Origin of the sequence: Streptomyces sp. DT190, assembly GCF_049846985.1 — a bacterium.
Lineage (GTDB): Bacteria > Actinomycetota > Actinomycetes > Streptomycetales > Streptomycetaceae > Streptomyces.
Genome location: NZ_JBNCNM010000015.1, coordinates 145,130 through 158,827 on the forward strand (window position 1 = coordinate 145,130; position 13,698 = coordinate 158,827).

The 13,698-nt window shown below is 72.8% G+C and carries 13 protein-coding genes; 12 read left to right on the forward strand and 1 reads right to left on the reverse strand.

Going from position 1 to position 13,698, the window contains the following annotated elements:
- The first annotated feature begins 5 nt into the window (after window positions 1–5).
- From ACPXCS_RS25345 to ACPXCS_RS25400, 12 genes are all read left to right on the forward strand, one after another.
- Window positions 6–1,379 carry an NtaA/DmoA family FMN-dependent monooxygenase gene (locus tag ACPXCS_RS25345; protein ID WP_425949491.1) on the forward strand — a complete coding sequence of 458 codons (1,374 nt, stop codon included), beginning with the start codon at window positions 6–8 and terminating at the stop codon, window positions 1,377–1,379.
- Complete coding sequence (locus ACPXCS_RS25350) at window positions 1,376–2,476, forward strand: LLM class flavin-dependent oxidoreductase (protein WP_425949493.1); 1,101 nt, start codon at window positions 1,376–1,378, stop codon at window positions 2,474–2,476. The genes ACPXCS_RS25345 and ACPXCS_RS25350 overlap by 4 nt, the downstream gene beginning before the upstream one ends.
- Window positions 2,469–3,680: an LLM class flavin-dependent oxidoreductase gene (locus ACPXCS_RS25355; protein WP_425949495.1), complete on the forward strand. Its 1,212-nt coding sequence runs from the start codon at window positions 2,469–2,471 to the stop codon at window positions 3,678–3,680. Before ACPXCS_RS25350 ends, ACPXCS_RS25355 begins: the two co-directional genes overlap by 8 nt.
- 463 nt (window positions 3,681–4,143) lie before the next feature.
- Window positions 4,144–5,277, forward strand: coding sequence for a dimethylsulfone monooxygenase SfnG (sfnG, locus tag ACPXCS_RS25360; protein WP_425949496.1), 1,134 nt, complete (start codon window positions 4,144–4,146; stop codon window positions 5,275–5,277).
- Window positions 5,278–5,309: 32 nt separating this feature from the next.
- Window positions 5,310–6,527, forward strand: coding sequence for an acyl-CoA dehydrogenase family protein (locus ACPXCS_RS25365; RefSeq protein WP_425949498.1), 1,218 nt, complete (start codon window positions 5,310–5,312; stop codon window positions 6,525–6,527).
- Between the two features lie 12 nt (window positions 6,528–6,539).
- Window positions 6,540–7,097, forward strand: coding sequence for an NADPH-dependent FMN reductase (ssuE, locus tag ACPXCS_RS25370; protein ID WP_425949500.1), 558 nt, complete (start codon window positions 6,540–6,542; stop codon window positions 7,095–7,097).
- A complete protein-coding gene (locus ACPXCS_RS25375; protein WP_425949502.1) occupies window positions 7,094–8,290 on the forward strand; it encodes an SfnB family sulfur acquisition oxidoreductase in 1,197 nt (398 codons plus the stop codon). The genes ssuE and ACPXCS_RS25375 overlap by 4 nt, the downstream gene beginning before the upstream one ends.
- Window positions 8,291–8,328: 38 nt before the next feature.
- A complete protein-coding gene (locus ACPXCS_RS25380) occupies window positions 8,329–9,486 on the forward strand; it encodes an LLM class flavin-dependent oxidoreductase (protein WP_425949503.1) in 1,158 nt (385 codons plus the stop codon).
- 681 nt (window positions 9,487–10,167) lie between these two features.
- A complete protein-coding gene (locus tag ACPXCS_RS25385; protein ID WP_425949505.1) occupies window positions 10,168–10,827 on the forward strand; it encodes a hypothetical protein in 660 nt (219 codons plus the stop codon).
- Between the two features lies 1 nt (window position 10,828).
- Window positions 10,829–11,263: a phage holin family protein gene (locus tag ACPXCS_RS25390; RefSeq protein WP_425949507.1), complete on the forward strand. Its 435-nt coding sequence runs from the start codon at window positions 10,829–10,831 to the stop codon at window positions 11,261–11,263.
- The gene (locus tag ACPXCS_RS25395) at window positions 11,239–11,943 is read left to right on the forward strand and encodes a DUF3618 domain-containing protein (protein ID WP_425949509.1); all 705 of its coding nucleotides are present in this window, start codon (window positions 11,239–11,241) and stop codon (window positions 11,941–11,943) included. Before ACPXCS_RS25390 ends, ACPXCS_RS25395 begins: the two co-directional genes overlap by 25 nt.
- Before the next feature lie 183 nt (window positions 11,944–12,126).
- On the forward strand, window positions 12,127–12,591 hold the full coding sequence (locus tag ACPXCS_RS25400; protein ID WP_425949635.1) for an SPW repeat protein: 465 nt from the start codon (window positions 12,127–12,129) through the stop codon (window positions 12,589–12,591).
- A 198-nt stretch (window positions 12,592–12,789) separates the two neighbouring features.
- On the opposite strand, the gene ACPXCS_RS25405 is transcribed toward ACPXCS_RS25400, so the two are convergent.
- Window positions 12,790–13,674, reverse strand: a complete 885-nt coding sequence (locus ACPXCS_RS25405; protein ID WP_425949510.1) for a TauD/TfdA dioxygenase family protein — start codon at window positions 13,672–13,674, stop codon at window positions 12,790–12,792.
- Between the last annotated feature and the right edge of the window lie 24 nt (window positions 13,675–13,698).

A 13,698-nucleotide genomic window follows, 5' to 3' on the forward strand; every position in this document is an offset into this window, starting at 1 on the left:
GACCGATGACCAAACCCCTGAAGCAGATCCACCTGGCCGCGCACTTCCCCGGCGTCAACAACACCACCGTCTGGAGCGACCCGCGGGCCGGCAGCCACATCGAGTTCAGCTCCTTCGCGCACTTCGCCCGCACCGCCGAACGCGCCAGGTTCGACTTCCTCTTCCTCGCCGAAGGGCTCCGGCTGCGCGAACAGGGCGGCAAGATCTACGACCTGGACGTCGTCGGCCGCCCCGACACCTTCACCGTCCTCGCCGCGCTCGCCGCCGTCACCGAGCACCTCGGCCTGACCGGCACCATCAACTCCACCTTCAACGAGCCCTACGAGGTCGCCCGCCAGTTCGCCAGCCTCGACCACCTCTCCGGCGGCCGCGCGGCCTGGAACGTCGTCACCTCCTGGGACGCCTTCACCGGCGAGAACTTCCGCCGCGGCGGATTCCTGCCGCAGCAGGAGCGGTACTCCCGCGCCAAGGAGTTCCTGGAGACGGCCAAGGAACTCTTCGACTCCTGGCGCGGCGACGAGATCGTCGCCGACCAGGAGACCGGGCAGTTCCTTTCGGACCCCGAGGCCGGTGCCTTCGCACACACCGGCCGGCACTTCGACATCCACGGCCGGTTCAACGTCCCCCGCTCGCCCCAGGGCCGCCCGGTCGTCTTCCAGGCCGGAGACTCGGAAGAGGGCCGCGAGTTCGCCGCCGCCGAAGCCGACGCCATCTTCAGCCGGCACGGCACCCTCGAAGCGGGCCGCGCCTTCTACACCGACGTCAAGAACCGCCTGGCCAAGTACGGCCGCAGCCGCGACCAGCTGCTCATCCTGCCCGCCGCGACCTTCGCCCTCGCCGACACCGACGCCGAGGCCGAGGAACTCGCCCGCGAGGTGCGCCGGCAGCAGGTCAGCGGCGCCACCGCCCTCAGGCACCTGGAGTTCGTCTGGAACCGGGACCTGTCGGCGTACGACCCGGACGGCCCACTGCCCGACATCGACCCGGACGTCGGCCAGGAGCACATCTCCCAGGGCCGCGCCCAGGTCCGGATGTACCGGGACCCCCTGGCCACCGCCCGGGAATGGCGCGAACTGGCCGCGGCCAACCAGTGGTCCATCCGCGACCTGGTCATCCACACCGGCAACCGGCAGAACTTCGTCGGCTCCCCGGCCACCCTCGCCCGCACCCTCGACCACTTCGTCCAGACCGACGCCGGCGACGGCTTCATCCTCGTCCCGCACCTCACGCCGACCGGCCTGGACGAGTTCGCCGACAAGGTCGTCCCGCTGCTGCAGGAGAAGGGCGTGTTCCGCACGGAGTACGAGGGACCGACCCTGCGCGACCACCTCGGCCTGACCCACCCGGACCGCGGCCGCGCCGAGCGGGTCGCGTCGTGAAGTTCCTCGCCATCACGCTGATCGTGCACCGCCCCGACCCGGTCACCGGCGTCCTCACACCCACCCACGACCGCTTCCGGGAGGTCCTGCGCAACGCCGTCCTCGCCGAGGAACTGGGCTTCGACGGCTTCGGCGTGGGGGAGCGGCACGAGCGGCCGTTCCTCTCCTCCTCCCCGACCGTCGTCCTCAGCCACGTCGCGGCACTGACCCGGCGCATCCGGCTCTTCACCGCCGTGACCACCCTCAGCCTGCTCGACCCGGTACGCGCCTACGAGGACTACGCCACCCTGGACCACCTCTCCGAGGGCCGGCTGGACCTGATCATCGGCAAGGGGAACGGCACCGCCCAGCGTGAGCTGTTCCACGTCACGCCCGAGGAGCAGTGGGACCGCAACGCCGAGAGCTACGAGGTCTTCCGCCGCCTGTGGCGCGAGGACCGGGTGACCGCGGCGACCCGCTTCCGCCCGCCGCTGACCGACGCCGAGGTCCATCCCCGCCCGTACCAGCAGCCCCTGCGCGTCTGGCACGGCAGCGCCACCAGCAAGGAGTCCGTCGACCTCGCCGCCCGCTACGGCGACCCGCTGTTCTCCGCGAACGTCACCCACCCCGTCGAGCCGTACGCCGAGCTGATCCGCCACTACCGCGAACGCTGGGCGCACTACGGCCACGACCCGGCCCGCATCGCCATCGGCGCCGGCACCGCCGGCATCCTCGTGGCCCCGACCTCCCAGCAGGCGCTCGCCGCCTACCGGCCGGTCTTCGAGGCCAACCTGGCCTTCGCCCGGCGGACCGGACTGCCCGTCGTGTTCGAGACCCTGGAGGACTTCGCCGAGCGCAGCTCCGCGCTGATCGGCAGCCCCGAGCAGGTCCTCGACAAGGTGCACCGCTACCACGAGCGGTTCGGGCACACGGTGCTCCACGTCCACGCGGACGCCGGCGGGCTCACCGACGCGCAGCACCGCCGCTCGCTGGAGCTGTTCCAGTCCGCGGTGGCGCCGGAGCTGCGCCGGACGATCCCGGACCCGCCGTTCGCGTGGGCCCCGGTCCTGCCGGCATCACCGACCACCCGCACAGAAGAAGGGCCGGCCCATGCCTGACATCCCCCTCGGCGTCCTCGACCTGGTCCCCGTCTCCTCCGGATCCACGGCGACGGAGGCCCTGCACCACTCCATCGACCTCGCCCGGCACGCCGAGCGGCTCGGCTACGCCCGCTACTGGTTCGCCGAACACCACCTCAACCCGGGTGTCGCGGGCACCTCCCCGGCGGTCGTCCTGGCCCTGACCGCCGCGGCCACCGCCACCATCCGCCTCGGCTCCGGCGCCGTCCAGCTCGGTCACCGCACCGCCCTGTCCACCGTCGAGGAGTTCGGCCTGATCGACGCCCTGCACCCCGGCCGCCTCGACCTGGGCCTGGGCCGCTCCGGAGGCCGCCCGCCGGGCGAGAGCGCCACCGCCGCCGAGGAAGCCCCGGCCGTCAACGAGAAAGCCCCGGCCGCCGCCGGCCGCGCACCGAACGGGCTGCTCATCCCGCCCCGCTTCTCCTTCACGCACCTGCTGGGCTCGCCCCGCGTCACCCTGCAGCGCAGACTGCTCCTGCTGCCGCACGCCGAGCCGCAGGACTACGCCGAGCAGATCGACGACATCCTCGCCCTGCTGGCGGGCACCTACCGCTCCCCGGAGGGCGTCGAAGCCCACGTCGTGCCGGGCGAGGGCGCCGACATCGACGTGTGGATCCTGGGCAGCAGCGGCGGCACCAGCGCCGAGGTCGCGGGTGCCCGCGGGCTGCGGTTCGCCGCGAACTACCACGTCAGCCCCGCCACCGTCCTGGAAGCCGTGGACGGTTACCGCTCCTTCTTCAAGCCGTCCGAGTTCCTCGACCGGCCGTACGTCAGTGTCTCCGCGGACGTCGTCGTCGCCGAGGACGACGCGACCGCGACGGAGCTTGCCAGCGGCTACGACCTGTGGGTGCGCAGCATCCGCACCGCCGAGGGCGCCATCGCGTACCCGACGCCCGACGAGGCGCGCGCCCACGCGTGGAGCGAGGAGGACCGCGCACTCGTGCAGGACCGGGTCGACACCCGGTTCGTGGGCTCACCGGGCCGGGTGGCCGATCAGCTGGAGCAGCTCCAGGAGGCCACCGGAGCCGACGAGTTGCTGATCACGACCATCACCCACGGGCACGCGGACCGGGTCCGCTCCTACGAACTGCTCGCACAGGAGTGGCGCCGCCGGGGTCACCTGTCCGGGGCGCCCGGCCACCCGGCCGCCACCTCCGGCGCAGGGCAGGCCGCCGCCCGGTGACCGCCGCGGGCTCCGGCCCGCGGCGTCCCCTCCAGGAGGCCCATGCCCGGTTCCTGCCACAGATTGCGCACGGTTCAAGGGATTCCCTGTCACAACCTCGTGAATACCGAAGCCCAGCATGTGAAATCAGGCTTGGCATTCTTGACCGGCCGGACGTCGCGCTGCTTTGATCGAAGGTATGAAGCGACAGGATCTCACGCGGCGACGCCATGTCGACCTTGCGCGTGTCTGCAGCTCCCGCTGTCGCTGTCGGGCCTGAGCGCACCGAGGGAAACCCTCGTATCAGTGCTCCCCTCCCTTCCCTCCCGTCCTTCCGTGAATTCCCGTCCCCGCCGCGTCACTTCCCGACGGCGGTATTCCCGCTGACGGCGGTTTTCCCGGGCACGCCCCTCCGGCGCGCCTGAATTCCCGGACGTTCCTCCCTCACGCTTTCGCGCAGCATGCGCCGGCCAGGAGTTCTCCCATGCCCGAATTCCCCGCACCGACCGACCCCGTCCGCTTCGCCTACTGGGTGCCGAACGTCAGCGGCGGCCTCGTCACCAGCACCATCGAGCAGCGCACCGACTGGGGCTACGACTACAACCGCGAACTGGCCGTGCTCGCCGAGAACAACGGCTTCGACTACGCCCTCAGCCAGGTCCGCTACACGGCCAGCTACGGCGCCGAGTACCAGCACGAGTCGACCAGCTTCAGCCTCGCCCTGCTCCTCGCCACCCAGCGGCTCAAGGTCATCGCCGCCGTCCACCCCGGGCTGTGGCACCCGGGCGTCCTCGCCAAGCTCGGCGCCACCGCCGACCACCTCTCCGGCGGGCGCTTCGCCGTGAACGTCGTCAGCGGCTGGTTCAAAGGCGAGTTCACCGCCCTCGGCGAGCCCTGGCTGGAGCACGACGAGCGCTACCGCCGCGCCGAGGAGTTCATCACCGCGCTGCGCCGCGTCTGGACCGAGGACCACGCCGAACTCGGCGGGGACTTCTACCGGTTGCGTGACTTCACCCTCAAGCCCAAGCCGCTCAACACGCCCGAGCGACCGCACCCGGAGATCTTCCAGGGCGGCAACTCCACCGCCGCCCGCGCCATGGCCGGCCGCGTCTCCGACTGGTACTTCAGCAACGGCAAGGACTTCGACGGCGTCACCGAGCAGATCACCGACGTGCGCGCCTCCGCCGCGCAAGCCGGCCGCACGGCACCGAAGTTCGGCCTCAACGGCTTCCTCATCGCCCGCGACACCGAGGCCGAGGCCCGCGAGACGCTGCGCGAGATCGTCGCCAAGGCGGACACGCCCGCCGTCCACGGCTTCCGCGACGCCGTCCGCCAGGCCGGGCAGTCCACCGCCGACGGCAAGGGCATGTGGCAGGACTCCACCTTCGAGGACCTCGTCCAGTACAACGACGGCTTCCGCACCGGCCTGATCGGCACGCCCGAGCAGATCGCCGAACGCATCGTCGCCTACAAGCGGCTCGGCGTCGACCTCTTCCTCCTGGGTTTCCTGCACTACCTGGAGGAGGTCGAGTACTTCGGCAAGCGGGTGCTGCCCCTGGTGCGCGAACTGGAGGCGCAGCAGCCCGAGACCGAGCCGTCCGCAGCCGCACACGTCTGACCCCGCCCCCCCCGAGAAAAGGACAACACCCCATGAGCACCGTCGCCCGCACCGACTGGCAGACCGCCCCCTTCCCGAAGGACGCGCAGGGCTGGATCACCCGCGCCTCGGAGGTCGCCGCCGTCCTCGCCACCGACGCCGCGGCCCGGGACAAGGCCGGCGCCACCCCGTACGAGGAGGTGCGGCTGCTGAAGGACTCCGGCCTGGTCACCCTGCTCGGCCCCGTCGAGCACGGCGGGGGAGGCCAGGACTGGCCCACCGCCTACCGCGTCGTCCGGGAGGTCGCCAAGGCCGACGGCTCCATCGGCCAGCTGCTGGGCTACCACTACCTGTGGAACTGGGCGGCCCGCCTGGTCGGCACCCGCGAACAGTGGGAACAGGTGGAGGCCGAAGCCGCCCGCAACCGCTGGTTCTTCGGCGGCGCCGTCAACCCGCGCGACGCCGACGTGGTCGTGCGCGACGAGGGCGACACCCTCACCTTCACCGGCCGCAAGACCTTCTCCACCGGCAGCAAGGTCTCCGACGTCACCGTGCTCGAAGGCGTCCTGGAGGGCACCGACGACCACGTGTTCGCCATCGTCCCCTCCGACAGCCAGGGCCTGACCTTCCACGACGACTGGGACAACATCGGCCAGCGCCTCACCGAGAGCGGCGGCGTCACCCTCGACGCCGTACGCGTGCCCTGGTCGGCCGCCGCCGGATACGTGGACAAGCGATTCCGGCCCCGCGTGTACAACACGCTCAACGTCCCGACGATCCAGCTCGTCTTCGTCAGCTTCTACCTCGGCATCGCGGCCGGCGCCCTGGAGACCGCCGCCACCTACACCCGCGCCAAGTCCCGCCCTTGGCTGCACGGCGGCCACGACCGGGCCGTCGACGAGCCGTACGTCATCGACACCTACGGCGACCTCACCGCCAAGCTGTGGGCCGTCGAGGCGCTGGCCGACGCCGTGGCCGCCGAGGGCCAGAGGCTGCACGACGACCCCGACGCGGTCAGCGAGCAGGCCCGCGGCGAGTTCGAGGTGCGTGTCGCCGCGGTCAAGGCCCGCGCCACCGACGTCGCCCTGGAGATCACGAGCCGCATCTTCGAGGTGACCGGCGCCCGTGCCACCGCCTCCACCGAAGGCCTCGACCGTTTCTGGCGCAACGTCCGCACCCACACGCTCCACGACCCCGTCGCCTACAAGCGCCGCGAGGTCGGCCGCCACGTCCTGACCGGCGAACTGCCCCAGCCCACCTGGTACTCCTGAGAGGTCCCCGACATGGCCACGATCCTGTCCGTCTCCGGCAGCCCCTCCGCCACCTCCCGCACCGCGCGCCTGCTGCGCCACCTCGACCAGCGGCTCACCGCACACGGACACGAGGTGATCCCCTTCGACGTCCGCGACCTGCCCGCCGAGGCCCTGCTCGGGGCGGACTTCCGGCACCCCGCCATCGTCCGGGCCACGGCACTGGTCGAGGGGGCGGACGGGGTCGTGGTCGGCACCCCCGTCTACAAGGCCGCCTACTCCGGACTGCTGAAGTCCCTGCTCGACCTGCTCCCGCAGTACGCGCTGGCCGGCAAGACGATCCTTCCCCTGGCCACCGGGGGCTCCGTCGCCCACGTCCTGGCCATCGACTACGCGCTGCGCCCCGTCCTCAGCTCCATGGGCGCCACGCACATCGTCCCGGGCTGGTTCACCCTCGACAAGGACATCACCGCGGGCGACGACGGCACCCTGACCGTCGCACCGGGCTCCGCGGAGGCCCTGGCCCAGGTCACGGACCAGTTCTCCGCCGCACTGGGCGGCCGCACGACCCTCCTGGCGGCCACCGGATGAGCACCGCGCATGTGATCGCCGACGACGCCGAGGCCCTCGCCGTCGCGGCCGGGCTCGCCGCCGAGTTCCGCAAGGGCGCGGCCGAGCGGGACGCCCACCGCAGGCTGCCGCACGCGGAGGTGGACCGGCTCTCGCAGTCCGGGCTGCTCGGCGTGTCGGTACCGGCCGGGTTCGGCGGCGCGGACGTCGGCGCGGGCACGCTCGCCGAGGTGTTCCGGCTGCTGGCCACCGCCGACGCCAGCCTCGCCCAGATCCCGCAGAGTCACTTCGTGTACGTCAACGTGCTGCGCCGCCAGGGCACGCACGGGCAGCAGGCGTTCTTCTTCGGGGAGGTGCTGGCCGGCAGGCGGTTCGGCAACGCCCAGTCCGAGGCGGGGACCCGGCACGTGCAGGACCTCCGCACCCGGCTCACCGCGCAGCCGGACGGCTCGTACGTCCTCGACGGTGTCAAGCACTACTCCACGGGCGCCCTGTTCGCCGACTGGATCCCCGTCCTCGCCCGGGCCGACGACGACACCCTGCACGTCGCCTACGTACCCCGGGACGCCCCGGGCCTCACGGTGGTCGACGACTGGGACGGCATGGGGCAGCGCACCACCGCCAGCGGAACCGTCCGTCTGGAGTCGGTGCCCGTCCCCGCCGACCGGGTCGTCCCGCACCACCTCACCTTCCGGGGCCCCCAACTCCACGGCGCCGTCGCTCAATTGCTGCACGCCGCCATCGACACGGGGATCGCCGCCGGCGCACTGGCCGAGGCGGTGGAGTTCGTGCGGGCCAAGAGCCGCCCCTGGTTCGAGAGCGTCGACGAGGGGCATGCCACCGCGGCCGAGGACCCGCTGCTGATCCAGCGGTTCGGTGAACTGGCCGTCCGGGTCCGCGCGGCCGAGGCCTTGCTGCGCGAGGCCGCCCGCGCCGTCGACACCGCAAGGGCCGGGCTGACCGACGACTCGGCCGCCGCGGCCTCCATCGCCGTGGCCGCCGCCAAGGTGGCCGCGGCGGAGGCCGCCGTGGACCTCGGCAGCGCCCTCTTCGAGGTCGCGGGCACCCGCTCGGCGCTCGACTCCCTGGGCCTGCACCGCCATTGGCGGGACGCCCGTACCCACTCCCTGCACGACCCGGCCCGCTGGAAGGTCCAGCACATCGGCCGTTACGTGCTGAACGGCACCAGGCCGCCCCGGCACGGACTCCTCTGACCGACGATTCCCCCCAAAGCACCCGATCGGAGCCCTGCGTGTCCCTCACCTTCCACTGGTTCCTGCCCACCAACGGCGACAGCCGCCATGTCGTCGGCGGCGGCCACGGCACCCCGGCGACGGAGACCGGCCGCGACCGGCCGCCGACGGTCGGCTACCTGAGCCAGATCGCCCGCGCTGCCGAGGACCTCGGCTTCGTCGGCGCCCTCACCCCCACCGGCGCCTGGTGCGAGGACGCCTGGCTGACCACGGCCATGGTCAGCCAGCGGACCGAGCGCCTGAAGTTCCTCGTCGCCTTCCGGCCCGGTTTCGTCTCACCCACGCTCGCCGCGCAGATGGCCTCCACCTTCCAGCGGCAGACGGACGGGCGTCTGCTGCTCAACGTCGTGACCGGTGGCGAGAGCCATGAGCAGCGCGCCTACGGCGACTTCCTCGACAAGGACGCCCGCTACCGCCGGACCGGCGAATTCCTGCAGGTCGTGCGGGAGTTGTGGGCGGGAAAGACCGTCGACCTGCACGGCGAGCACCTCCGGGTCGAGGACGCGCGCCTGGCACGGGTGCCCGACCCCGTGCCCCAGGTGTACTTCGGCGGCTCCTCACCGATCGCCGGAGAGGTCGCAGCCCGCCACGCCGACGTGTACCTGACCTGGGGCGAGCCGCCCGCGCAGGTCGCCGAGAAGATCGACTGGGTGCGGGCGCTGGCGGCCCGGGAGGGACGCACCCTCCGCTTCGGCATCCGGCTGCACGTCATCACCCGTGACACGTCGGAGCAGGCCTGGGCGGAGGCGAACCGGCTGCTGTCCGGCTTCGACGCGGAGACGGTGGCGTCGGTTCAGGCCGGGCTCGCCCGCAGCGAGTCGGAGGGCCAGCGGCGCATGCTCGCCCTGCACGGCGGCGGCAGCCGCGACGGCCTGGAGATCCACCCCAACCTGTGGGCCGGGATCGGCCTGGTGCGGGGCGGCGCGGGCACCGCCCTGGTCGGCAGCCACGACGAGGTCGCCGAGCGGATCCAGGAGTACGCGGCCCTGGGCATCGACGAGTTCGTCCTCTCCGGCTACCCGCACCTGGAGGAGGCCTACTGGTTCGGCGAGGGCGTCCTGCCCAGGCTGCGCACCAGGGGCCTGTGGCAGCACCCCGCCGGCCGGCCGACGGCCCCCTCCGCGCAGGTGCCCTTCGCCGGCGCGGGACGTCCGTGAGCGCGTCCCCTCACCGGGACTCACCGGAGCGGAAGGAGTACGCCTGAGCCCTCACAGGACCCGCCCCGCCGCCGTCGCCCTGGACGGGACGGCCGGCTGCATCCCTCGCCGCACACCCGGCCGCCGCTGACGAGCGAGCGCGGTGCCATCGCCTTCCCTTGGTACGACGTGACCGTCCAGACCCGTCGCCGTCGCCGGGGCGCCCACCCGGAGCACCAACAGCCGTACCTGGGGCGCCGGCCGGCTCGCCGCCGCCCCGGGCCGCCGAAGCCGGACCGGACGGCTCGACGCCGTCCCCGACGCCACCCGCCCACACTCCGGCGGCGCAGTACGGCAACCGGCTCGCCGAGCCGTTCGCCCTGCCGGCCCCGAACCGGTTCCTCGTCGACGCCCGGCTCCTGGCCGCGCCGGCGGAGTCGCCGGCCGAACCCTCACCGGTCGCAGCCGGCTCCCCGGCCGCGGCTGAGTCCCCGTCCGTCGGGACCCGGCTCACCCGGTCACCGTCGAGTCCTTCCCGGTCACTGCGGAGTCCCCTCCGGGCCGGCTGTGGACCAGGGCGAATCCGGCACGAAAAACACCTGTTAATACCGTTTTGTCACGGCCGAGAGGGTTAACCGTGGAGGGTGCGTGCCGGACGGCCGCCGGAGCAGATACAGGGGCGGTGCCTCAGGGAGAGGACTCATGAGCGAGATGGCGAAGGCGAGCACCGAGCGTGCTCAGCAGGCCGGGCAGACGGCGAAGCAGGAGGCGTCGGCCACGGCGGGTCAGGCCCGGCAAGGGGCGAGTGAAGTAGCCGCGACGGCCGCCGAGCAGGCCGGTAACGTCGCCGGTGAGGTCCGGGCGCAGGCCGGCGCGGTAGCCGGCGACCTGCGCGCGCGGATTGCCGAGGAGGCCGACAACCAGGCGCGGCGGGGAGCGGAGGTCGTGCGCCGCTGGGCGGACGACCTGTCCGGTCTCGGGGACGGTGCCCCGGACTCACCCGCGAAGGGCCTGGTCGCCCAGGCGGCCGACCGCGGTCACCGGGCGGCTGACTATCTGGACAGCCGGGGAGTGGGCGGCCTCGTCGGTGACCTGGAGGACTTCGCCCGCCGGCGCCCCGGCGCCTTCCTCGGTGGGGCGGTCCTGGCCGGATTCGCGGTCGGGCGGCTCGCCAAGGCCGGTGGCAAGGCGGCCGGGGCCGGTGGTACGGCGGCCGGGGCCGGTGGTACGGCGGGCGGCGGGGCCGACGGCGGTGCCGAGGGCTTCGGGCCCGGTCCGTCCGCGCAGCCGCCCGTGCCCGTCACGGGGAGCCTGCCGGAGGACCCGGCGGCGGCGGAACTCCAGGGATACCGGGGTGCGTGACATGTCGTCGCTCATGCCGCACGCCACGCGGACACACGCCCCGAAGCACCGCGGCCAGGAGGACAGTTCGATGGGGGAGCTGCTGTCGACGGTGACGTCGGACGTGCAGCACCTGCTCCACCAGGAAGTGGAACTGGCCAAGGCCGAGATCCGGGAAGAGGCCACCAAGGCGGGCAAAGCCGCCGGGATGTTCGGCGGCGCGGGATTCGCCGGCTACATGGTGGCCGTCCTGCTGACCCTGGCGGCGATGTTCGGCCTCGCCAACGTCATGGACCTGGCCTGGGCCGCACTGATCGTCACCGCACTGTGGGCCGTGATCGGCCTGGTCCTCTACCGTCGCGGCCGCACGCAGATGCGCACCGTGTCGCCCAAGCCGGAGCAGACCATGGAGACACTGAAGGAGGACATGCGATGGGCACGGCACCCGACCGGATAAGGGCCGACATCGAATCCACGCGGGAAAGACTGTCCGAGGACGTCTCCAGGCTGGCCGACCACGCCCGCCCCCGCCAGATGGTACGGCGTCGCACCCGGCGAGCCCGGGGCGCACTGCACGGCGTGAGGGAACGGGTCATGGGCAGCGCCTCGGAGATCACCGGGCAGACCACCGACCGCACCCGGCAGGCCGCCCGGTCGGTGCAGGACAGCACCGGCCAGGCAGCGGACACCGCACGCCAGGCCGCCGGCAAGGTCACCGACACCGCCCGGGAGGCCGCCGGACAGGCGCAGGAGGCCGTGCGGCAGGCACCGGAGCAGGCGATGCGGCAGACCGAGGGCAACCCTCTCGCGGCAGGGCTGATCGCCTTCGGCGCCGGACTGCTCACCGCATCCCTGCTGCCCACCTCGCAGGTCGAGGAACAGGCGGCGGACCAGGTCGGACAGGCCGTCGAACCGGTGAAACAGGCCGCGCTGGAATCCGCCCGGCAGCTGAAGGAGGACGCCACCGAGGCCGGTCGCCAGGCCGCCCAGGAGGTCAAGGACACCGCCACCGAGGCGGCGCGCTCCACGAAGGAACAGACGACCGAGCAGGCCGGCCAGGTCGCGGATCAGGCCCGTCGATCGGCGCAGACCACGGCTGGGGAGGCCCGCGGGCAGGCCCGCGGCCCCGAGTCGTAGAGACGCCGTCGCCCGGGCGGGCCGGCACCAAGGCCCGCCCTCGCGGTGCCCCATGCGGGCGCGGGGCCCAGCGGACCTGGACCCCGTCCGGTTCACCACCGCAGAACAGCAGCACGGTTCGAGCGCTTGCCCGGACCGTTTCCAGAGGCGATCGCAGTGACGTCACCCAGTTCCGGGTCGACCATGGAGACCCACCCCGACATCATCGACATGAGGCAGCGCCACGAGGCGGCCGAGAGGGCCTCGACGACCCCGAGGGCACAGGCGATCGAGACCCTGGCCCTGCTCACCGGCCTCTACCTCGCGGCCTCCCCGTGGATCGTCGGCTTCAACGGCGGCGGGTTCGCCCGTCTCGCCATCACCAACCTGATCACGGGGATCGGCTACGCCCTGCTGATGAGCGGCGGCTTCGGCCGTGCCTACGACCGCATGCACAGCATGGCCTGGGCCGCCTGCGCCCTGGGCGCGTGGGCGATCGTGGCGCCCTGGGTGGTGGCCGGCAACGTCGACACCACCCGGACCGTCGTGAACAACATCATCACGGGCGCGCTCGCCCTGCTGCTCGCCCTCGCCGCCGCGGGCGCCGCCGCGCGCTCCTCGAAGAGCGCACGGAGCGAACACGGCGGATACGGAGGCGCCGAGCGCTGACGTCCCCTTCGCAGGGGACGGTGAACCGACCGGGTTCGGGCCGCCGTGGCCCGAACCCGGTCGTCGCGTCAGCGGCCGAACCGGGTGGCTCCGTCACCGGCCGCTGCCGGCGGGTCGACCGCACCGGTCGGCAGCAGGTCGCCCCGCGCCGGCCGACAGCAGGTCACTGCGCCACCGGCCCGGAGCAGGCCGGCCTCGTCACCGCCCGGGCGCCGCCGGACCGACCGGGATGTCGCCGCGCAGCGTGATGCGGTGCATGACGCGATGCCGGTCGCCGTAGTCGCGGTTGGCGTAGTGGGCCGTGCTGCGGTTGTCCCACAGGGCGACGTCACCCGGCCGCCAGCGGTGGCGCACCACGTGCTCGGGCTTGGTGAGGTGGGCGTACAGGATGTCGAGGATGCCCCGGCTCTCGTGCTCCGAGACGCCCACGATGTGCGAGGTGAACCCGGGGTTCACGAACAGGCCCTTGCGGCCGCTCTCCGGGTGCACCCGCACCACCGGGTGCTCCACCGGCTCCAGGGCGGTGAACACCTCGCCCTCCCACACGTTGCCCCGGCCCTGACGGCGCTGGGCCAGGTAGTAGCCGAACTCGCGGCTGCCGTCGTGGACGGCGGTGAGCGTGTCGACGTAGTCCCGCAGGCCCGGCGACAGCGACTCGTAGGCGAGCTGGCTGTCGGCCCAGTTGGTGTCGCCGCCGTGGGGCGGCAGCACCACCGCCCGCAGGACGGAGATCGCCGGCGGGCGCCGGACGAACGTCACGTCCGTGTGCCACACGTCGGCGAACCCGTTGTCCTGGCTGTCCAGGGAGTACACCTCGGGCGCCACGTCACCGGAGTCGTGCACCGGGTGCCCGACGGTCACCTCGCCCAGGCGCCTGCCGAACTCGATCTGGGCGGCGTCGTCGAGGTCCTGCTGCCCCCGCACGAAGAGCACCTTGTGCGCCACCAGGGCCTCGCGCAGCGCCAGCACCTGGTCGTCGTCGAGGCGACCGAGCTCGATGCCGTCGATCTCGGCGCCGAATCCGGGGCCGAGCCGGGTCAGGGGCAGCGGGGCCACGGCGGGCCGTTCGCTGAGAACGCTCATGGTTCGGGTCCTTTCGTGTGATGT